The sequence below is a fragment of the Pseudomonas argentinensis genome (genome assembly GCF_001839655.2).
GTDB classification, from domain to species: Bacteria; Pseudomonadota; Gammaproteobacteria; order Pseudomonadales; family Pseudomonadaceae; genus Aquipseudomonas; species Aquipseudomonas argentinensis_B.
Genome location: NZ_CP056087.1, coordinates 90362 through 108863, shown reverse-complemented (window position 1 = coordinate 108863; position 18502 = coordinate 90362). Strand labels below are relative to the sequence as shown.

Sequence of the window (18502 nt, the reverse complement as noted above, 5' to 3'; positions counted from 1 at the left end):
GCAATCTCCTCAGGCACTGGCGCACAACTCGGCGAGCACCCGCAGGCGACGCTTGGGCTCGGCCACATAGGGGTTGCGCTGATCCCAGGCGTAGCCGGCGAGAATCGAGCTGATCATGGCGCGGATCTCGGGGGAGGCCTTGGGGTAGTAGATGACGTCCTGGAAGCTGCCGCCGTACCAGCCTTCGACGTACACGCGGAAGGTGTCGACGCCGCGCTTGAGCGGGATGGCGAAGTCCTGCTCCCAGTCCACGCTCTCGCCGCTCAGCTGGCGGTGCAGCAGGTTGGCGGCCATGCTCGCCGAGCGCATGGCGATGGTCACGCCGGAGCTGAACACCGGGTCGAGGAACTCGGCAGCGTTGCCCAGCAGGGCGAAGCCCTTGCCGTGCAGCGCCTTGACGCTGGCCGAGTAACCCTTGATCTCGCGCACCGGGGTGTCCCACACGGCATTGCCAAGCACCTTGGCCAGGCTCGGGGTTTCGGCGACGAACTGCTTGAGGGCGGCGTCCATGTCCTCGGGGTAACCGTCGAAGCGCTCGGCCAGGCCGACCACGCCCAGGGAGCAGCGGCCGTTGCTGAACGGAATGGTCCAGAACCACAGGTCACGCAGGCTGGCGTGGGTGGTGATGAGGATCTTCTCGCGATCGAAGCCCGGATGGTCGATGCGGTCTTCGATATGGGTGAACAGCGCCTTGCGCATCGGCAGGTTGGACGGCAGCTCCAGGTCCAGCAGGCGCGGTAGCAGGCGGCCGTAGCCGCTGGCGTCGAGGACGAAGGTGCAGCGCACCTGGTACTCGTGGCCGTCGCTAAGGCGACGTACCGACAGCAGCGGCTGCTCGCCGCTGAAGTCCACGGCGACGATTTCCTCTTCGTAGCGGATGGTCACCCCCTGGCGCTCGGCGTCGTCGGCCAGCACCTTGTCGAAATCGGCGCGCTGCACCTGATAGGTCGAGCCAAAGCTCTCTGTGAACGTCTCGCGAAAGTCGAAGTCGGTGTAACGGTCACCCCAGGCGAAGGCAGCGCCGTGCTTGGTCTGGAAGCCCGCGGCGCGCACCGCGTCGATCATCCCGGCTTCCTCGACGAAGTCCAGGCAGTGCGACAGCAGGCTCTCGCCGATGGAGAAGCGCGGGAAGCGCTGGCGCTCGAGGATCAGCACCTCGTGGCCCTTGCGCTTGAGGATGGCGGCGGCAATGGCGCCGGCCGGGCCGGCACCGGCTACGACGATCTGATGCTGTTGGACTTCAGGAGATTTCATAACGGCTTTTCGCCTCGCTCGGGTAAGCGCGCCGACCCATCACGGCGGGCAGCAGGGTGGAGAACAGGCTCATCAGCAGCAGACCGAAGTACAGCATGGCGTCGATCAGCTGCAGGTGCAGGAGCAAATTGAGGAAAACGATTTCGGTCAGCCCGCGGATGTTCAGCAGCAGGCTTTCCTGCCACTTGATTCGCGCCGACGCCTGCGGCTCGGCCCAGTGCAGGCCCAGCCAGCTGCCGAGCACCTTGCTGAGCACCGGCACCACCAGCAGCACGCCGACGGCGAACCAGGAGTCGGCCGCGCCGATGCCATGGAAATCCACGCGCAGCACGCCGCAGGTGAGGATCAGCGGCACCGCCAGGCCATTCATCAACAGCTTCCACTGGCGCTGCGGCAAGGGCAGCTGGAACGGCATGCGAATCGCCGCCAGGCACAGCATGTAGGCGATGCCGAACACCAGGGCGTTGAGTGCGAGGCTGTGCAGCAGCACCATCAGGGCGAAGAACGGCAGGCTGTAGAGCAGCGGGTGGCGCAGCCTGAGCAGACTGAACATCAGCGGCAGGGTGGCGGCCAGCAGCGGCCACAGCAGGCTGGCCGGGTGGCTGCTGCCCTGGGCCAGGCCGAACAGGCTCCAGCACATGAAGTCCATGAGGATCGCCGCGTGCAGCAGGCGTTTGGTTGCCACTGGCGGGTAGTCGATGCTCTGCAGGAACAGGTAGAGCACCGGAATCGCGGTGATCGAGAACAGCAGGCCGATGCCCACGGCGCTCAGCCAGCCGTAGTCGCCTGGCAATACCCACAGGGCGCAGGCCAGGCCGGCCAGCAGCGGGATCAGGAAGCTCGGCAGGGCGATCTTCAGGCACGCCGGGCTCAGCTCCAGATCGATCACGTCGCTGAGGATGTAACCCAGCAGCAGGGCGAAACTCAGCCCATAGGCCGGCTCGACCCAGGCCGGCGCCAGCAGGTCAGCGGCCGTGAGCTGCAGGTAGGGCTCCGCCCAGCCGAGCAGCAGGGCGGGAATCGCCAGGCTGGCGACTAGCAACTGGCCGACGATGGGAATCAGCAGACGGCCGCCAAGTATGCCGACCAGGGCAAAGAGCGCCAGCGCCAGCAGCCAGAAACCGATCACGCTCATGGGTGGGCCTCCGCGCTCTGGCGCGGCGCCGCCCAGGGCGAGAGCAGGAAGCAGAACATCAGGCCCAGGCTGATGGCCAGGCCGAAATTGGCGATGGCCGGCGTCTGGCTGATCAGCAACAGGCCGAACGACAGCCAGCTGGACACCGCCGACAGCAGCGTGCCGAGCAGGCTGACCGCCGAGCCGCCGATGTTCTCGCGCATCAGGATGGCGTAATCGACGCCGATGGCGGTAATCAACAGCAGGCCGAACAGGCTGAACAGGGTCAGCGGCTGGCCCAGCCAACCCAGGCAGGCCAGGGCGGCGAGGGCCGCCAGCAGCGGCAGGCAGACCACCCGCAGTGCGCCGCCAAGGCCGAATGGAATGCACAGCAGCACGACGATGGCCAGGCAGGAAACCAGCTTGAGCTCGGCGGCACTGACCTGGGTGGCGGCGAACAGACGGTTCAGCTCGCCGAGGCGGTCGACCAGCTGCACGCCGTCCAGGCCATCGGCGGCGCCTTGCAGCACGGCGCTGGCGGTCTGCCCCTGCAGGCTGACGATGGCGGCCACGCCCTGCTCGTCGCGGCCCAGCCACAGCGCCCGCCAGGGTTCGGCCAGTGGGCTGGCGAGGGCCTGCTCCAGGTTGGCCTGCGGCTGCTCCAGCAGTTGCTGCAGCTCGGCCTGCAAGGCATCGGCGGGAATGCCCAGATCCAGCAGCGGTTGCCAGTGCGCCGGCAGCACGCGCAGCGCTGCGCGGGTGGCCTGCACTTGCTCGGTTGGGGCGAGCAGCCCGTTGAGCGACAGGTAGCTGCGCAGCTGGCCGTTGCCGACCAGGGCGTCGAGGCGCGCGCCGAGCGCCTGCTGGCGCTGCAGCAACTGCGCTTCGTCGCGGGCGCGCACCAGGAAGAACTGGCTGGTGGGTTGCTGGCCGGTGAGTTCGACGATGCGCTGGGACTGGGCGAACAGCGCCGGGTCCTTGCCCAGCCACTGGCGCAGGTCGTTCTGGCTGTGCAGCTGCCAGATGCCGCCGGCGCAGAACGCCAGGAACAGCGCCAGCAGCCAGTAGGTGCCAGTCCCCTGGCGCAGGCGACCGTGCCAGCTCATCGTCCGGGTCGCGATGGCCAGCAGGCGTGGTGCCGGGCGCAGGCGCATGCCGTTCAGCCAGGCGGGCAGCAGGCACACCGAGCACAGGTAGGCGCCGATCAGCCCGGCGGCGGAGAACGCGGCGATCTGGGTCAGCGCCGGAAACGGCGTGAAGGCCAGCGCCAGGTAGCCGATCAGGTTGGTGCCCAGGCTCAGGCTCAGGCCCGGCAGCGTGCTGCGCAGGGCGCTCCAGCTGCGCCACTCGGCATGCCCCCAGCTCTTGCTCAGGTAATGCAGCGGGTAGTCGGCGGCCACGCCGATCAGGCTGGCGCCGAGCACCAGGGTCAGGGCGTTGATCTGCCCGAAGATCAGCACGCAGGCGGCGCAGCCGGCCACCAGCGCCACGCCGATGGGCAGCAGGCTGAGCAGCACCCGCGGGCGGCGGAAGCCGATCAGCAATAGCAGCAGGGTGCCGAGGCTGGCCGCGCCGCCGATCAGGGTCATCTCGCTGATCGCCTTGTTCTGGCCGGCGGCGGCGTACAGCGCGCCACCGGTGGCGAGCAACTGGCCGCCATCGGCCTCGACGCGCTGGCGAGCCGCACCGATGCCCTGGGCGATGACCAGTGGCGCCTGCATGTCGAAGGCGTCGCCACGGCTACGCAGGTGCAGCACGGCCCAGCTCATGTCGGGCTCGCCCACCAGCAGGGTGCCACTGGCCAGGTCCGGCTGCACCCGGCCGCCGAAATTCAGCGCCTGCTGGGCGCGGGCGCCGAGGCCGAACCAGTCCTGCTCCGGCGGCAGCAGGCTGAACGAGGCGAAGGGGTCGAACAGCGCTGCGGCGCGTTGCTCGACAAAGGCCTCCGGTTGCTCGATCAGCAACTGGCGGTCGGCGGCTGGCAACAGGTTCAGGCGGCTTTCGCGCAGGTGCTGGCGCAGGGCGTCGAGATCGCTGTCTAGCTGCCAGCGCACCTGGCCGAAATGCCCGCTGGCCTGCCATTGCCGGCCCAACTCGCCCGCCAGGGCGACCGCGCGCTCGCGCTGCGGATGGCCGACCAGCACCAGCAGGTCGTGCTGAATCGGCTCCTGCATGCGCGCCTCGGCCTGCTGCAGGCGTGCATCACCGGCGCCGCTGGGCAGCAGGGCGAGGATGCTCGCCGCCACTGGCGGGCCGTTGCGCCATTGCCAGGCGGTCAGCGCCAGCAGCGCCAACAGCAGCACGGCGAACAGCCGCGGCAGGCGGCGTTCGATCAGGCCGGTCTGTTCAGGACGCAAAATCGCTGCGCTCCTGCTCGCTCAGGGCCTCGCCGGCGATGCTGGCAGGCATGCGCAGCAATGTGCGGTCGCCCTGGGTTTCGTGCAATTCGATACGCTCGACCAGCTCGCCACCGCCGATGTCGATGCGGCTGAACACCTGCTTGAGCAGCAGTGAGGTCGGCGTCAGGGTTAGGGTCCAGGCCTTGGCGTCGCCACCGAGCTGTAGCTCGAAGTTGCGCGCCAGGCCGCTGTGGTTGCCCTTGAGCACGTCGAGAAACAGCTTGCTCTGCTGGGCTGCCACGTCGCGCCCGGGCTGCATCTGCCAGCCATCGGCGGTGCGCTTGGCGATGCCGTTGGCGTCGATGCGGTAATCCTGCTCGAGCGGTTTTTCCAGCTTCCACAACAGGCCGGCGTCAGCCGCCAGCACGAGGGTGCCGCTGCTGGTCAGCGGTTGTGGCAGGGCACGCAGGTGTTTTTCCTGCACGAACGGGCCACGCACCACGGGGTGTTGCGACAGTTGCTGGCTCAGTTGATCCAGGGTCAGTTGCTCGGCCTGGCTGCTCAAGGCGGTGAGCAGCAGGCCGATCAGCAGGGAGAAACGCGCCAGGGCTTTCATCCGATCACCCGCTGCACGGCATCGATAAACACCTTGGGCGAGGCCAACTGCATCTCGCGGCTGGCGATTTCCACCGCCACCTGCACGCTGCTGCCGCGGGTCATGCGCTCGCCGGTGGCGGTGTCGCTGATCAGGTAGTGGATCTTCAGGCGGTTTTCCCATTCCACCAGATCGGCGCACACCGTGATGCGCTGGCCGAAGGTGGCGCCGCGGATGTAGCGCAGCTGCAGGTCGATCACCGGCCAGGCATAGCCGCTGTCGCGCATCTGCGGGTAGCCGTGATCGAGCTTGTCGAGCAGGGCGCAGCGCGCCTGCTCGAAGTATTTGACGTAATGGCCGTGCCAGACGATCTCCATCATGTCCACGTCGAAGAACGGCACGAGTATTTCCACCTCGGCCTGCAGAACGCCTTTAGCGCGCATGGGCGATGAGCTCCCCTGTCATGGCGTTGGAGGTGGGAGCGCGCCACGCGCGCGAATCGCGGGCATGGCCCGCTCCCACAGGTTCGTCGGCATGGGGAGAATTACGCATACAGGCTCCAGTGTTGAGCGCGGATGCGTTGCAGGCACAGGCGCAGCTCGCCTTCCAGGGCGCGATCCTCGATCAGCGGCGGGAAGTCTTCGCCCAGCTGTCCGTGCATCTCGGCCAGGGCGGCCGGGAGCACGGTGGCTTCGGCGCGCCGGCGCAGCCACACGCCCTGGTTGGCGGCCAGCAGCGTGGCGGCCGCGACCTGCTCGGCCAGCTCCAGGCTGCGCAGGGCGTCACGGGCGGCGATGGTGCCCATGCTCACCTTGTCCTGGTTGTGGCACTCGGTGGAGCGCGAGAACACGCTGGCCGGCAGGGTGTTTTTCAGGGCCTCGGCGGTCCAGGCGCTGGCGCCGATCTGCACGGCCTTGAAGCCGTGGTTGATCATCGCGGTCTCTACCGGGGCGCCCGACAGGTTGCTCGGCAGGCCATGGTTGTAGCGCGTGTCGACCAGCAGGGCGAGCTGGCGGTCGAGCAGGTCGGCGAGGTTGCCGATCAGGTTCTTCAGGCTGTCCATGGCGAAGGCGATATGCCCGCCGTAGAAATGCCCGCCGTGCAACACGCGCTCTTTATCGGGGTCGATCAGCGGGTTGTCGTTGGCGCTGTTCAGCTCGGTTTCGATGAACTGGCGCAGCAGGCCCAGGCTGTCGGCCAGTACGCCCAGCACGTGGGGCGCGCAGCGGATGGAGTAGCGGTCCTGCAAACGATGCAGCGGCGCGGTCGGCGCGTCGATGGCCAGGTCCTGGCGGATCCACGCGGCCACCTGGTTCTGGCCCGGATGCGGCTTGGCGGCGAACAGGCGCTCGTCGAAGTGCTCCGGGTTGCCCTGCAGGGCGATGACGTTGAGCGCGGTGATGCGCGTGGCCAGCTTGAGCAGGTAATCGGCACGGCAATAGGCCTGGCAGGCCAGAGCGGTCATCACCGCGGTGCCGTTCATCAGCGCCAGGGCTTCCTTGGGGCGCAGCACCAGGGGCGTCCAGCCCAGTTCGGTGTGCACCTCGGCGGCGCTGCGGCGCTCGCCGCGATATATCACCTCGCGCTCCCCGCACAGGGTCGCGGCGATGTAGGACAGCGGCGTCAGGTCGCCGCTGGCGCCCACCGAGCCTTCTTCCGGGATCAGCGGCAGCACGTCATGGTCGAGAAACGCCTGCAGGCGCTCCAGCAGCTCCAGGCGCACCCCGGACATGCCCTGGCACAGCGACTGCAAACGTGCGGCCAGCACCGCGCGGGTGGCCTGCTCGTCGAGCAGCTTGCCCAGGCCGCAGCCGTGGAAGGTGTACAGGTGACGCGGCAGCGCCTCGACCTGATGCAGCGGCACGGCCACCACACAGGAGTCGCCGTAGCCGGTGGTGATGCCATAGATCATGCCTTCGCGGTCGAGCAGGCTGTCGACGAAGCGCGCGCCGCGGCCGATGCGCTCACGCCAGGCGGGGCCCTCGTCCAGCACGCCGCGCACGCTGCGCTGGGCCAGGCTGACGATCTGCTCGAGACGCAGCGGCTGCGCGCCGAAGGTCACGGTTTCAGGCTGCTGTGTTGTCATGGTCGTTCCAGAACGGATAGAAGTTGAACCACTGCTGCGGGGCTTGCAGGCAGCGTTGTGCCAGATGATCGGCGTAGCGTTGTGCCCAGCCCTGAATCACCGCGTCGCGCTCGCTGCGCTTCCACTGCACGGCAGCGCTGAAGGGTTGCAACATGACCTGATAGCGGCCGTCGACCTTCAGGCAGTCGATCAGGTTGACCGGGCATTGCAGCAGCCCGGCGAGCAGCCAGGGGCCTTGCGGCAGCGGCGCCGAGTGGCCGAGAAAATCCACGTCTACGGTACGCTCGCCATGCAGCGGCACGCGGTCGCCGGCAATCGCCAGCCACTCGCCACGCTCCAGGTGCTCGGCCAGGCGCATCATCACCGCCGGGTCCAGCTCGCTGACCTGGATCAGCCGCAGGTTGCTCGCGCCGCTTTCCTTGAGCAGGCGGTTGAACTGCTCGGCGTGGCGGGTGTGCACCAGCACGTTCATGCGCACCTCGGCGCTCAGCTCGGCCAGGGCGCGGCACACCTCGAGGTTGCCCAGGTGGGCACCGACCAGCAGCTGCCCGCGGCTGCCGCTCATCTGGTTATGCAGACCATGGGGGTCGACCAGTTCGACATCGCTCAGCTTGAGGCGTCCGCTCCACACGTCGAGCTTGTCGAGCAGGCTGTCGGCGAAGGCCATGAACTGGACGAACACCGATCGACGGGTCGGGCGCAGCTCGGCGCGCGCGCTCCAGCTCGCCAGGTTGTGCTGGTACTGATGGATGCTGCGCCGCGCCTTGGCGCCGAACAGGAAGAAGTAGGCAACGATCAGGTACAGCAGCGGGCTCAGCGCCCGGCGGCCCAGGTGACGGGCGGCCAGGGCGGTGAGCTTCATCAGGGCGAAGCTGCCACGCTCGCGCTGGCCGGCCCAGTGGCGGGAGCGATCCATCAGCGCCACCGCCGGTACAGGAGCCACGGCGCGCGGCAGAGCATGCCGAAGAACAGCCGGGCGTGCATTTTCGAGATCAGCAGGTTGTCCTGCCAGAGGCGAAAGTGCGAGACGCCATCCTCGGGGTAGTGCACGCGGGTTGGCAGCCAACGCATCGGCTGCCCACGCCAGGACAGGCGCACGAGGATTTCCGAATCGAAGTCCATGCGTTTGCCGAGACTCGCCGAGTCGATCAGCGCCACGCTGGCGGCCAGCGGGTAAACACGGAAGCCGCACATCGAGTCGCGGATCTCGAGCGACAGGCTGTTGATCCACACCCACACATGGGTCAGGTAGCGCGCGTACAGGCGACCCTTGGGGACGCTGGCATCGTACTGCGGATAGCCGCAGACGATGGCCTCGGGATGGGCGCGAGATTCATCGAGAAAGGCGCGTACCGCCTGCAGGTCGTGCTGGCCGTCGGCGTCCACCTGCAGGGCATGGGTGAAGCCAAGGCGTTTTGCCTGGCGTAGACCGGCCATCACCGCGCCGCCCTTGCCCTGATTCTCGGCCAGGCGCAGCAGGTGGGTGTCGGCCTCGCCGGCGAGCCGGTCGATCACCGCGGCGCAGGCCGGGCCGGAGGCGTCGTCGACCAGCAGGCACGGCAGGCCGGCGGCCAGCAGGCTGGCGACCACGCCGGGCAGTGGCCCTTCGTGGTCGTACACCGGAATCAGTGCACAGAGGCGATGCTGCACCGCAGTCATGGCGCGGCCTTGAGCAGGATGCGCCCGGACGAGCAATTGGCTTCGCCGCTGCGAAAGGTGAAGTACAGTTTGTTGCGCTCGGCATCGAAACGCAGGGCCAGCTGCAGGCGGTCGCCGGGGCGCACCAGTTGCTGGAACTTGAGCACTTCCATGCCGCCGAACAGCGGCGGCAGGCCCTTGATCAGGGCTCGGGCCAGTTGCTGGGCCCAGTCGATCTGCACCACGCCTGGCAGCACCGGGGTGCCGGGAAAATGGCCGCTGAAGTGCGCCAGGTCCAGGGGCACGTCCAGTTCCAGGTGCCACTCGCCATTGTCTTCCCTGATGCTGGCCGGCTCGACGCGGGTTGGGCGGGCGGCAGCCAGCAGGTCGTTGATCTGGGCCTGGCCCAGCTTGCCCTGGCTGCTGTACGGCAGGTGTGGCAGCAGACGCCAGCGGCGCGGCAGGGCGATGGCTTCGCAGTGGCCGGCCAGGTGCTGGCGCAGGCCTTCGGTCAGGTGCCGACGACCCTGGTTACGTAGCGTGTGCAGGCCTTCCGGGGACAATGCGACCAGCGCGCCAAGAAAGGCGCGGCCCTGTTGCAGCACGCCCAGGCGCGCCTCGTTGACCCAGGCGTGCTGGGCCAGGGCCTGTTCGAGCAGGGGCAGGGAAATACGTTTCTCTTCCAGTTTGACGATGCGATCCAGGCGCGCGCCGAGGGTGAAGCGGCCATCGGCGTCGATCTGCACGGCGTCGGCCATCTGCTCCCAGTGCTCGGCTGGCAAGTAGGGCGAGCTCAGGCGCAGGGCGCCTTCCTCGTTGGCGTCGAGCCGAACACCCTGGAACGGCTGCCAGTGCTGGCCGCCCTGGCGCCAGCCGATGCCACCGGTTTCCGAGCTGCCGTAGATTTCCGTCGGCCACTGGCCCAGGCGCTGTTGCACCGAGGCGGCGGCGGCGGCCGGCAGCGCGCCGCCGGAGGAGAATACCTGGCGCACGCGGCTCAGGGCCGCCCAGTCGAGGTTGTCGCCCATGCGCTTGAGCAGCGCCGGGCTGGTGATCCAGGCAAAGCCCGGGTGTGGCAGGCTGGCCAGCTGCAGGTCTTCGGGGAACGGCTGGGCCTTGGGCAGGAACACGCGGCCGGCGCACAGTGGCCACAGCACGCGGAACAGCAGGCCGTAGATGTGTTGCGCGGCCACGCTGCCGATGATCAGCGCATCGCCGAGGCGCTCGCCCCACAGCGCTTCCAGCGCCTGCACCTCATTGGCCAGTTGGCCGAGGCGCTTGTCGATCAGCTTGGGCTCGCCGCTGGAGCCGGAGGTGCACAGGGTCAGGCGGCAGCGCTCGCGGTCCAGCCGCTTGGTGGTCAGCGGTGGGGTGGTGATCGAATCGTCGAGCTGCTCGATCCACAGGTCGACCTGGGCACCCAGGCGCTGGCGGGTCTGCGGCTGCGCATCGGCAGGCAGCAGCACCTGAATGTCCGCCTGCCAGGCGGCGAGCAGGGCGATGGCCAGCTCGGCGGCATCCTGCAGGTGCAGGGCGACGCGCTGCACACCGGCTGCCTGCCAGTGGGCGGCCAGGCTCAGGGCTCGTTGGCAGAACTCGGCATGGTCGAGCTCGGGCGTCACCTGGCGGCTGGCATCAGGGGCCAGCAGCAGGTCTTCGAGGTTCAGCCAGCTCATGCGGTTCTCCTTACACGTTGGCGCACCAACCATTCGCCGGCGAATAGCAGGCCCATCAGGAGGTAGGAAATCAGCCCGGTGTACAGCGCCCACCAGGACAGCGGCGCCCACAGGTTCAGTGCCACCACCAGCAGGCCGTTGGTGAGCATGAAGACGGCCCACACTTCGGTGACCCGGCGGGTGTAGCGCACCGCCACCGGGGGCAGCTCGGGCTCGCGCAGGCGGGCCAGGCGTTCGGCCATCGGCAGGCCGATCTTCAGGCTGCTGGCGAACAGCAGGCCCAGCAGCAGGCTGACCAGCACCGGGTACCAGCGCAGCAGCGCCGGCTCGTCGGCCAGTACCAGCAGCAGGCAGAACACCAGCACGGCGCCAGTCATGTGCCGGCTGTTGCGATCACCCGGGTTGCTGAGCAACCGCGCCAGCCACAGGCCGCCGAGCAGGGCGGCGAACAGCGTTGGCGACAGGTGGCCGGCGCCGAAGTACACGGCGAACGGGTAGGCTACGCTGACCAGCGCGACCAGCAGGCCGAACAGACGGCTCATAGCGGTTGCGCGTTGACCATCTGGTACACCGCTTCGACCACGTCGCCCACGGTACGCACCGTTTTGAACGCTTCGGCGGCAATCTTCTTGCCGGTCTGGCGCTTGATATGGTCGATCAGGTCGACGGCGTCGATGCTGTCGATTTCCAGGTCTTCGTAGAGGTTGGCGTCCAGGCTGATGCGCTCGGGGCTCAGCTCGAACAGCTCAACCAGGGCGTCGCGCAAGGTGGCGAAGATTTCCTCACGGGTTTGCATGGTCATCGTCCTCAGGCTGCCTGGCGGCTGGCAACGAAGGCAGCGAGGCTGGCCACGTTGGCGAAATGGGTGCGGGTGTCCTTGGCTTCGGCGTCGATCTTGATGCCGAAACGTTTCTGGATCGCCAGGCCGAGCTCCAGGGCATCGACCGAGTCCAGGCCCAGGCCCTCGCCGAACAGGGTCAGGTCGTCGTCGATGTCCTGAGCGGTGACGTCCTCGAGGCCCAGGGAGTCGATGATCAGGTTTTTGATCTCAAGCTGTAGAGCGCTCATCTTTGGCGAGCTCCTGTATGAAATGCTGATGCAGATGATCGTTGAGTTTGCGCGACGCGACCGGCGCCGCGCCCATGGCGGCGAAGTGCGCCGGGTCGATGTCGTCGCCGACGCGCAGGCGGATATGGAAGCGCCGCGCGGGAATGCGGTACCAGGGCTCGGCCTTGGTCAGGGTGGTGGGCGACACGCTGATCACCACGGGGGTGATCACCCGCGCGCCGCGCAGGGCAATGGCCGCCGCGCCGCGGTGAAACTCCGGCGGCTGGCCGGGCGTGGTGCGCGTGCCTTCCGGGAATATCACCAGGGTCTGGCCCTGCTGCAGCGCGCCGGCGGCCTCGTCGAGCATGTCCATGCTGCCACTGTTGCTAATGTAGCCCGCCGAACGGATCGGCCCGCGCATGCAGGGGTTGTTCCACAGGCTCTGTTTGACCACGCAGTTGGTATCGCGGGTGAAGGCGATGGTCACCACCACGTCGATCAGCGAGGGGTGGTTGGCGATGATCATCTGCCCCGGGCGACCGAGGCGCTCGGCGCCTTCCACTTCGTAGGTGAGCACCCCGCTGCGGTACATGAATTCGACGAAGGTGCGAAAGGTCAGGCTGACCACGCGCCGAGCGCGGCGCTGATGGGCGGCGGCGTCGCCAGGCAGCAGCGACAGCACCGGAAATACCAGGATGCGCAGCAGCACGCCGCCGATACCGAACAGCGTGAAGCTGGCCGCCGTGGCGATCAGCCGCCACCAGTAGGGCGGGCTGTAGCGTTTCACAGGCTTTTGCGTGACCAGGTCCATTGACGCTCTTTCCAGGTATGTTGGAGGACGGCGCTGTGCAGGCACAGGCTCTGGATCAGGCTCAGCGGGTGCGGCCAGGCAGCTCGCGGGCCTGGCGCGTGGTGCAGGGCCAGGTTCCAGTCATCGCCGGGCGTCAGCAGCAGGGCCAGCGCATAGGGGAACGGCACATCGTCGATGAACGGCGCATAAGGCTGCGGCTGGGCGTCCTCACCGATCACCAGCAGCACGGCTGGCGCGCCCTCGGCGAGAAAGGTCAGGGCTTCGAGCATGGCCATTTCCAAACCGTCGGCTTCGCCGGCCAGGGCGGTCATCTCGCTGGTATCGCCACGCATGATCGACCATTGGCCGATGATCGCGTTGTGCACAGAAAGGCTGAACTGTGTCGGCGACAGCGGTTCTCTAACTGCAAGATCCTTGAGGATGGCCAGGTTGCGCGGGGTCTCGCCATGCCGCGAAACGAACACCAGGGGCAGTGCCAGGTGGCCTTCGGCCAATGGCCAGGAGACCTGGAACACCATGCGCGCCAGGCGGCTCAGGCGGCGGCGCTGCAAGGCGGGGAGAAAACCGACATCGGGCTGCTCACCGCCATCGAGCAGGCGGTCGGGTGCCTTGCTCCAGGCGAGCCAGTCATCCGTACTGTCCAGGCCGGGAGCCCAGGCACGCCATTGATCGATCCTGAAATGCATCTAGATGAAACTCTGCTTGGCCCGCCGGGCATTTCCTTGTCTGTACGACTGTCCTGTGCGACAAGAGCCTTGTCGATGGGGAGCGGTGCTACGCCGGCATTATCCGGGTGATGGCAAGGGGCCGCAAACATTAAGTAGCGATTTTCTGATGGGTGACCCGTTTCGCTTGCCACTCGCGACTGTCATGAGGTTTTGCCTAGTATCAATGTACTAGTTGAATACGGAGGTTTGGATGAGGCGGGTGATTTTCAATCAGAAAGGCGGCGTGGGCAAATCCAGCATTGCCTGCAATCTGGCCGCGGTCAGTGCGTCGCAAGGATACCGAACGCTGCTGGTCGATCTCGATGCCCAGGCCAATTCGTCCCATTACCTGACCGGATTGACCGGCGACGACATTCCCATGGGTATCGCCGATTTCTTCAAGCAGACGCTGTCCAGCGGGCCGTTTGCCAAGAAGGGCAAGGTGGATATCTACGAAACGCCCTTTGACAACCTGCACGTGATCACCGCCACCGCCGAGCTGGCGGATCTGCAACCCAAGCTGGAGCAGAAGCACAAGATCAACAAGCTGCGCAAACTGCTCGAGGAATTGGCCGAGGATTACGAGCAGATCTACCTGGATACCCCGCCGGCGCTGAATTTCTACACGGTTTCCGCATTGATTGCCGCTGATCGCGTACTGATTCCCTTCGACTGCGACACCTTTTCGCGCAATGCCCTGTACGGCCTGCTGGGCGAGATCGAGGAACTGAAGGAAGACCACAACGAGGACCTGCAGGTCGAGGGTATAGTGGTCAATCAGTTCCAGCCCCGCGCCTCGCTGCCGCAACAACTGCTCGACGAGCTGGTGGCCGAGGGCCTGCCGGTACTGCCGGTCAACCTGATGAGCTCGGTGAAGATGCGCGAGTCCCACCAGGCCTGCATGCCGCTGATCTACCTCGACCCGCGGCACAAGCTGACCCAGCAGTACGTCGAACTGCACGACCTGCTGCAGCGCAGCTGACCACCCGCCCTGGCCTGGGTTGAGCGTAGCGATACCCAGGTGCAACCTAGCGCACTCGGCCCGGCGTAGCGCCGGCTCGGCGGTGCCACGCAGGTCGTGGGCGATCAGGCTTGAACATGGCGCCTCCCGCCGTGCTGCCATCGGGCTTTCGCCGCAATGATCCTTCCATGAATTCAATTGGCTTTTGGGCCACTGGCAAGGTCAGGTGTCGCTGGCGTGGCGCGCGCCTTCAGACGCCCTGGGCGTTCAGCCAGGCGAGCAGCTGCGGCAGGGGCAGGGCGCCGCTTTGCCGGGCGACCTGCTGGCCGTCCTGAAACAGGATCAGGCTGGGGATCGAACGGATGCCCAGTTGCGCAGCCAGCTGCTGGTTGGCCTCGCTGTCCAGCTTGCCCAGGCGGCAGCGCGTACGCAGTTCGCCTGCCGCCTGGGCGAAGGTCGGCGCGAAGCTGCGGCACGGGCCGCACCAGGCGGCCCAGATATCCACCAGCAAGGGCAGGTCGCCCTTGAGCTGGCTGGCGAAGCTGCCCTGGTCGAGGTCGAACGGCGTGCCCGGCAGCACCTCGGCCTTGCAATGGCCACAGCGCGGCGCCTCGCCCAGGCGTGCACGGGGAATGCGATTGCGGCTGCTGCAACGGGGGCAGGGGATGATCGCTGAGTCACACATTGTCGGGCTCCAAACCGAAGGATATCGACCCGGAGCCTATGGGCTGTGGCGCGCCATCGCAAGGCGCGCGCAGTAGCGCCAGGTTCAGCACCCGGGACGGCACCAGCGCTTTTGTCGGGCGAAACGTTATGATGAGTCGTTTGTGATGGTCGCGGAGGGGCGAGCATGAAGGCGCTGAAAAAAGGGATTCGCCTGGGCGGCCTGGTGATAGCGGTGATCGCGCTGACCTTTTTCGCCCTGCGCCTCTACGACGCCCATAACAAGCCCGATCTTGGCCCCTGGCACACCTTCGTGCCCCGGGAGCTGAGCGCCGATGAGCTTGACGCCGCCAGTTGGCAGGACTACCTGCTGGCCGAACAGGCGCTGTTCGCGGCGCTGCCCGGCAAGGTCTACCAGCGCCTGGGCGATGCCGAGCGCGTCCCGGACAACCGCTATTTCGCCGACAGCCCGCTGAACGCCTCGCGCTTCGAGTGGGACTGGAACCGCTCCTACGTGCTAGAGCCCGAGGGCAAGCCGAAAGGCGCCGCGGTGATGCTGCATGGCCTGACCGACTCGCCCTACAGCCTGCGGCATATCGCCAGGCTGTATCGCGATGCCGGCTTCGTGGTGGTCGGCCTGCGCCTGCCTGGGCATGGCACCACGCCTGGCGCGCTGACCAGGGTGACCTGGCAGCAGTGGCTGGCCGCCACCCGTATGGCGGTGCGCGAGGCTCAGCGGCTGATCGAGCCGGGCGATGAGCTGCAACTGGTCGGCTATTCCGCTGGCGGCGGCCTGGCGCTCAAATATGCCCTGGACGCACTGGGCAACGATCACCTGGCCCGGCCGACGCGCCTGACCCTGATCTCGCCGATGATCGGCGTGGCCGGCTACGCCCGCTTCGCCGGTCTGGCCGGGTTGCCGGCGGTGTTCCCGGCGTTCGCCAAGGCCGCCTGGCTGGATGTGCTGCCCGAGTACAACCCGTTCAAGTACAACTCCTTCGCCCTCAATGCGGCGCGCCAGTCCTACCTGTTCACCAGCGCCCTGCAGGAACAGATCGCCGTGCTGGCGGGGCGCAATGCCCTGGGAGGGCTGGCGCCGGTGCTCACCTTCCAGTCGTTGGTCGATTACACCGTGAGCACCCCGGCCGTGGTCGATGCCCTGTACCGCCACCTGCCAGACAACGGCAGCGAGCTGGTGCTGTTCGACCTCAACCGTTTCGTCGACTACGGGCCGCTGCTCGGCGCCCACGCCAAGTCGCCAGATGACCTGCTACCCGCCGCGCCACGCCGTTACCGCAGCACGCTGATCGGCAACCTGTCGCCCGCAACCCTGGACGCCGCCGCGCGCACCCTTGCGGCCGGCGCCACCGAGGAGCAGCTCACGCCCATCGGGCTGGCCTTTCCCCGGGAGGTCTTCTCGCTGTCCCACGTCGCCTTGCCGTTTCCAATGAATGATTCGCTTTATGGGCTACAGCCCGATGAGCCGGAGGATTATGGGGTGCACCTTGGTGCGCTGTCGGTGCGTGGCGAGCGCGGCGTGCTGCTGGTGAGCATGGACGCGCTGCAGCGGGTGACGTCGAACCCGTTCTACCCCTACATGATCAAGCGGCTGCGGGAGCATGGCGGGTTGCGAGGTGAGTAGCTAAGCCCTGAAGGCTGGGCGGCTGCCGACGTTACGGAAACTGAGGCAGCAGATTAAATGTGGGAGCGGGCGGGGGCGCCCAGTCCATGCCCGCGAATTCGCGCGCATGGCGCGCTCCCACAAATGGCTGCTGATCCAATGTTTGCAGCCGCTCCATCAGGCACTTGGCTTGCCTCCAGCCGCTTCGCCCTTGTCCTTCTTTTCCTTGACCACGAAGTAGAACTCTTCGCCGTGCTTCACCGCACCGTAGAGCACCGCCTTCTCGATCAGTTCGCTGCCGCGCAGGTCGCGCAGCATCATCGGGTCCTTGCGCAGGTCGCGGTACAGGGCGATGCACAGCAGGGCCATCACCACCACGAAGGGCAGCGCCACCACGATGGTCAGGTTCTGCAGGCCGGTCAATGCGGCCCCCGGATCGCGTGGGTCGCCGATGACCAGCATGATCGCGGCCACCGCGCCGGTCAGCGAGCCCCAGAAGATCATGGTGCCGCGCGACGGCTCGGTGGTGCCGTGTTCGGACAATGTGCCCATCACCAGGGACGCCGCATCAGCGCCGGAAACGAAGAAGATGCCCACCAGCACCATCACCAGCACCGAACTGATGGAGGTGAATGGGTAACTTTCCAGCAGTTCGTAGAGGGCGATGTTGCTGTCTACCACGCCGTTGTTCAGGGTGAAGACGCCGTCGCGCAGTGCGTCGATGCCGGCGCCACCGAAAACCACGAACCACGCCAGGCTGACCAGGCTCGGCACCAGCAGTACGCCGGTGACGAACTGGCGAATGGTGCGGCCACGGCTGATGCGGGCGATGAACATGCCCACGAAGGGCGTCCAGGAAATCCACCAGGCCCAGTAGAACACCGTCCAGCTGGACAGCCAGTTGTCCATGTTTTCGTCGCCGCTGGCATTGGTGCGCGCCATCATTTCCGGCAGCAGGTTGATGTAGTCGCCCAGGGTGGTCGGCAACAGGTTGAGCATTAACAGGGTCGGGCCGACGACGAACACGAAGGCGGCCAGCAGCAAGGCCAGCGCCATGTTGATGTTGGACAGCCACTGGATGCCCTTGTCGATGCCGGACACCGCCGAGGCCACGAAGGCAACGGTCAGCACGCTGATCAAGCCGATATAGAACAGCTTGCCGGGCTGCTCGACCCAGCCGTTGTACTCCAGCCCACCGGCGATCTGTAGCGCGCCGAGGCCCAGCGAGGCGGCCGAGCCGAACAGCGTGGCGAAGATCGCCATCATGTCGATGGCGCGGCCGATGGGGCCGTTGGCGTGCTCGCCCATCAGTGGCCGGAAGGCCGCGGAAATCAGCTGCGAGCGGCCGCGGCGAAAGGTGCCATAGGCGATCGCCAGGCCGACGATGGCGTACATCGCCCAGGGATGCAGGCTCCAGTGAAACAGCGTGGTGGCCATGGCGATCTGCATCGCCGGGTTGGTCTGCGCCTCGGCGGTGCCCGGCGGCGGGCTCACGTAGTGCGACAGCGGCTCGGCCACGCCAAAGAACATCAAGCCGATGCCCATGCCGGCGCTGAACATCATGGCGATCCATGACGTGGTGCGAAATTCCGGCTCCTCGCCGTCCTTGCCGAGGGGAATCTTGCCGTAGCGACTGGCCGCCAGCCACAGCACGAAGACCACGAAGATCGTCGAGGTGAGCACGAAGAACCAGCCAAAATTGACGATCACCCAGGACTGCGCCGTGGCGGCGCTGCTCGCCAGGCTGGCCTGGTTGAGAACGCCCCAGGCCACGAAGGCCAGGGCCAGCAGGCTGGTGAAGCCGAATACGATCCAGTCCAGCTTGCCTTCCAGATAACGGTCGCGCCTGGCCTCTTCCGTCTGCGACGGGTCGGTGATACCAAGCTCCGGTGTTTCAACATTGCCTTGCATTGCCATGGCTGCTGGGTGCCCTCTATGGGTTCTTGTTGGTCTCGTCACGCATGTTGAGGCATGCCCTGGCCTGTCGCGC

At 66.9% G+C, this 18502-nt stretch carries 18 protein-coding genes; 2 read left to right on the top strand and 16 right to left on the bottom strand.

The genetic code is table 11. The features are described from left to right. Window positions 1-9: 9 nt before the first annotated feature. The 14 genes from SA190iCDA_RS00495 to SA190iCDA_RS00430 all read right to left on the bottom strand — a co-directional run bounded on the left by SA190iCDA_RS00495 (window position 10) and on the right by SA190iCDA_RS00430 (window position 13246). On the bottom strand, window positions 10-1254 hold the full coding sequence (locus tag SA190iCDA_RS00495) for an NAD(P)/FAD-dependent oxidoreductase (RefSeq protein WP_070885996.1): 1245 nt from the start codon (window positions 1252-1254) through the stop codon (window positions 10-12). Then, window positions 1241-2389 (bottom strand): sodium:proton antiporter, encoded by a 1149-nt coding sequence (locus SA190iCDA_RS00490; RefSeq protein ID WP_070885997.1) that lies wholly within the window; start codon window positions 2387-2389, stop codon window positions 1241-1243. The genes SA190iCDA_RS00495 and SA190iCDA_RS00490 overlap by 14 nt, the downstream gene beginning before the upstream one ends. Further along, entirely contained in the window at window positions 2386-4725 is a 2340-nt protein-coding gene (locus SA190iCDA_RS00485; RefSeq protein WP_070885998.1) for an MMPL family transporter, read from the bottom strand. The genes SA190iCDA_RS00490 and SA190iCDA_RS00485 overlap by 4 nt, the downstream gene beginning before the upstream one ends. Further along, the gene (locus tag SA190iCDA_RS00480; RefSeq protein WP_070885999.1) at window positions 4715-5323 is read right to left on the bottom strand and encodes an outer membrane lipoprotein carrier protein LolA; all 609 of its coding nucleotides are present in this window, start codon (window positions 5321-5323) and stop codon (window positions 4715-4717) included. Before SA190iCDA_RS00480 ends, SA190iCDA_RS00485 begins: the two co-directional genes overlap by 11 nt. Then, window positions 5320-5745, bottom strand: a complete 426-nt coding sequence (locus SA190iCDA_RS00475; protein ID WP_027903862.1) for an acyl-CoA thioesterase — start codon at window positions 5743-5745, stop codon at window positions 5320-5322. Before SA190iCDA_RS00475 ends, SA190iCDA_RS00480 begins: the two co-directional genes overlap by 4 nt. A 101-nt stretch (window positions 5746-5846) precedes the next feature. After that, window positions 5847-7388, bottom strand: a complete 1542-nt coding sequence (locus SA190iCDA_RS00470; RefSeq protein WP_070886000.1) for an HAL/PAL/TAL family ammonia-lyase — start codon at window positions 7386-7388, stop codon at window positions 5847-5849. Further along, entirely contained in the window at window positions 7369-8304 is a 936-nt protein-coding gene (locus SA190iCDA_RS00465) for a glycosyl transferase (RefSeq protein ID WP_070886001.1), read from the bottom strand. Before SA190iCDA_RS00465 ends, SA190iCDA_RS00470 begins: the two co-directional genes overlap by 20 nt. Continuing rightward, window positions 8304-9047, bottom strand: a complete 744-nt coding sequence (locus SA190iCDA_RS00460) for a glycosyltransferase family 2 protein (RefSeq protein WP_070886002.1) — start codon at window positions 9045-9047, stop codon at window positions 8304-8306. The genes SA190iCDA_RS00465 and SA190iCDA_RS00460 overlap by 1 nt, the downstream gene beginning before the upstream one ends. Further along, window positions 9044-10702 (bottom strand): acyl-CoA synthetase family protein, encoded by a 1659-nt coding sequence (locus tag SA190iCDA_RS00455; RefSeq protein WP_070886003.1) that lies wholly within the window; start codon window positions 10700-10702, stop codon window positions 9044-9046. The genes SA190iCDA_RS00460 and SA190iCDA_RS00455 overlap by 4 nt, the downstream gene beginning before the upstream one ends. Beyond that, a complete protein-coding gene (locus SA190iCDA_RS00450; protein WP_070886004.1) occupies window positions 10699-11244 on the bottom strand; it encodes a hypothetical protein in 546 nt (181 codons plus the stop codon). Before SA190iCDA_RS00450 ends, SA190iCDA_RS00455 begins: the two co-directional genes overlap by 4 nt. Next, on the bottom strand, window positions 11241-11498 hold the full coding sequence (locus SA190iCDA_RS00445) for an acyl carrier protein (RefSeq protein WP_070886196.1): 258 nt from the start codon (window positions 11496-11498) through the stop codon (window positions 11241-11243). The genes SA190iCDA_RS00450 and SA190iCDA_RS00445 overlap by 4 nt, the downstream gene beginning before the upstream one ends. 11 nt (window positions 11499-11509) lie before the next feature. After that, on the bottom strand, window positions 11510-11770 hold the full coding sequence (locus tag SA190iCDA_RS00440) for a phosphopantetheine-binding protein (protein WP_070886005.1): 261 nt from the start codon (window positions 11768-11770) through the stop codon (window positions 11510-11512). Then, window positions 11751-12560 (bottom strand): lysophospholipid acyltransferase family protein, encoded by an 810-nt coding sequence (locus tag SA190iCDA_RS00435; RefSeq protein WP_170833947.1) that lies wholly within the window; start codon window positions 12558-12560, stop codon window positions 11751-11753. The genes SA190iCDA_RS00440 and SA190iCDA_RS00435 overlap by 20 nt, the downstream gene beginning before the upstream one ends. Beyond that, window positions 12533-13246 carry a beta-ketoacyl synthase chain length factor gene (locus SA190iCDA_RS00430; RefSeq protein ID WP_070886006.1) on the bottom strand — a complete coding sequence of 238 codons (714 nt, stop codon included), beginning with the start codon at window positions 13244-13246 and terminating at the stop codon, window positions 12533-12535. The genes SA190iCDA_RS00435 and SA190iCDA_RS00430 overlap by 28 nt, the downstream gene beginning before the upstream one ends. Before the next feature lie 232 nt (window positions 13247-13478). Here SA190iCDA_RS00430 and SA190iCDA_RS00425 point away from each other — a divergent pair, with 232 nt between their 5' ends. Further along, on the top strand, window positions 13479-14249 hold the full coding sequence (locus SA190iCDA_RS00425; RefSeq protein ID WP_070886007.1) for a ParA family protein: 771 nt from the start codon (window positions 13479-13481) through the stop codon (window positions 14247-14249). 229 nt (window positions 14250-14478) lie between these two features. Here SA190iCDA_RS00425 and trxC read toward each other — a convergent pair whose 3' ends face one another. Then, entirely contained in the window at window positions 14479-14913 is a 435-nt protein-coding gene (trxC, locus tag SA190iCDA_RS00420; RefSeq protein ID WP_070886008.1) for a thioredoxin TrxC, read from the bottom strand. 165 nt (window positions 14914-15078) lie between these two features. Here trxC and SA190iCDA_RS00415 point away from each other — a divergent pair, with 165 nt between their 5' ends. Next, complete coding sequence (locus SA190iCDA_RS00415; RefSeq protein ID WP_070886009.1) at window positions 15079-16533, top strand: alpha/beta hydrolase; 1455 nt, start codon at window positions 15079-15081, stop codon at window positions 16531-16533. A 156-nt stretch (window positions 16534-16689) separates the two neighbouring features. Here the strand turns inward: SA190iCDA_RS00415 and SA190iCDA_RS00410 are convergent, their stop codons facing one another. Continuing rightward, on the bottom strand, window positions 16690-18429 hold the full coding sequence (locus SA190iCDA_RS00410; RefSeq protein WP_070886010.1) for a BCCT family transporter: 1740 nt from the start codon (window positions 18427-18429) through the stop codon (window positions 16690-16692). Window positions 18430-18502 lie beyond the last annotated feature (73 nt).

Coding starts and splice junctions, on each gene's coding strand:
- SA190iCDA_RS00470 (WP_070886000.1), bottom strand. CDS start 7,388: ATGACAACACAGCAGCCTGAAACCGTGACCTTCGGCGCGCAGCCGCTG.
- SA190iCDA_RS00455 (WP_070886003.1), bottom strand. CDS start 10,702: ATGAGCTGGCTGAACCTCGAAGACCTGCTGCTGGCCCCTGATGCCAGC.
- SA190iCDA_RS00440 (WP_070886005.1), bottom strand. CDS start 11,770: ATGAGCGCTCTACAGCTTGAGATCAAAAACCTGATCATCGACTCCCTG.
- trxC (WP_070886008.1), bottom strand. CDS start 14,913: ATGTGTGACTCAGCGATCATCCCCTGCCCCCGTTGCAGCAGCCGCAAT.
- SA190iCDA_RS00450 (WP_070886004.1), bottom strand. CDS start 11,244: ATGAGCCGTCTGTTCGGCCTGCTGGTCGCGCTGGTCAGCGTAGCCTAC.
- SA190iCDA_RS00480 (WP_070885999.1), bottom strand. CDS start 5,323: ATGAAAGCCCTGGCGCGTTTCTCCCTGCTGATCGGCCTGCTGCTCACC.
- SA190iCDA_RS00460 (WP_070886002.1), bottom strand. CDS start 9,047: ATGACTGCGGTGCAGCATCGCCTCTGTGCACTGATTCCGGTGTACGAC.
- SA190iCDA_RS00445 (WP_070886196.1), bottom strand. CDS start 11,498: ATGCAAACCCGTGAGGAAATCTTCGCCACCTTGCGCGACGCCCTGGTT.
- SA190iCDA_RS00415 (WP_070886009.1), top strand. CDS start 15,079: ATGAAGGCGCTGAAAAAAGGGATTCGCCTGGGCGGCCTGGTGATAGCG.
- SA190iCDA_RS00430 (WP_070886006.1), bottom strand. CDS start 13,246: ATGCATTTCAGGATCGATCAATGGCGTGCCTGGGCTCCCGGCCTGGAC.
- SA190iCDA_RS00425 (WP_070886007.1), top strand. CDS start 13,479: ATGAGGCGGGTGATTTTCAATCAGAAAGGCGGCGTGGGCAAATCCAGC.
- SA190iCDA_RS00495 (WP_070885996.1), bottom strand. CDS start 1,254: ATGAAATCTCCTGAAGTCCAACAGCATCAGATCGTCGTAGCCGGTGCC.
- SA190iCDA_RS00410 (WP_070886010.1), bottom strand. CDS start 18,429: ATGGCAATGCAAGGCAATGTTGAAACACCGGAGCTTGGTATCACCGAC.
- SA190iCDA_RS00465 (WP_070886001.1), bottom strand. CDS start 8,304: ATGGATCGCTCCCGCCACTGGGCCGGCCAGCGCGAGCGTGGCAGCTTC.
- SA190iCDA_RS00490 (WP_070885997.1), bottom strand. CDS start 2,389: ATGAGCGTGATCGGTTTCTGGCTGCTGGCGCTGGCGCTCTTTGCCCTG.
- SA190iCDA_RS00435 (WP_170833947.1), bottom strand. CDS start 12,560: ATGGACCTGGTCACGCAAAAGCCTGTGAAACGCTACAGCCCGCCCTAC.
- SA190iCDA_RS00475 (WP_027903862.1), bottom strand. CDS start 5,745: ATGCGCGCTAAAGGCGTTCTGCAGGCCGAGGTGGAAATACTCGTGCCG.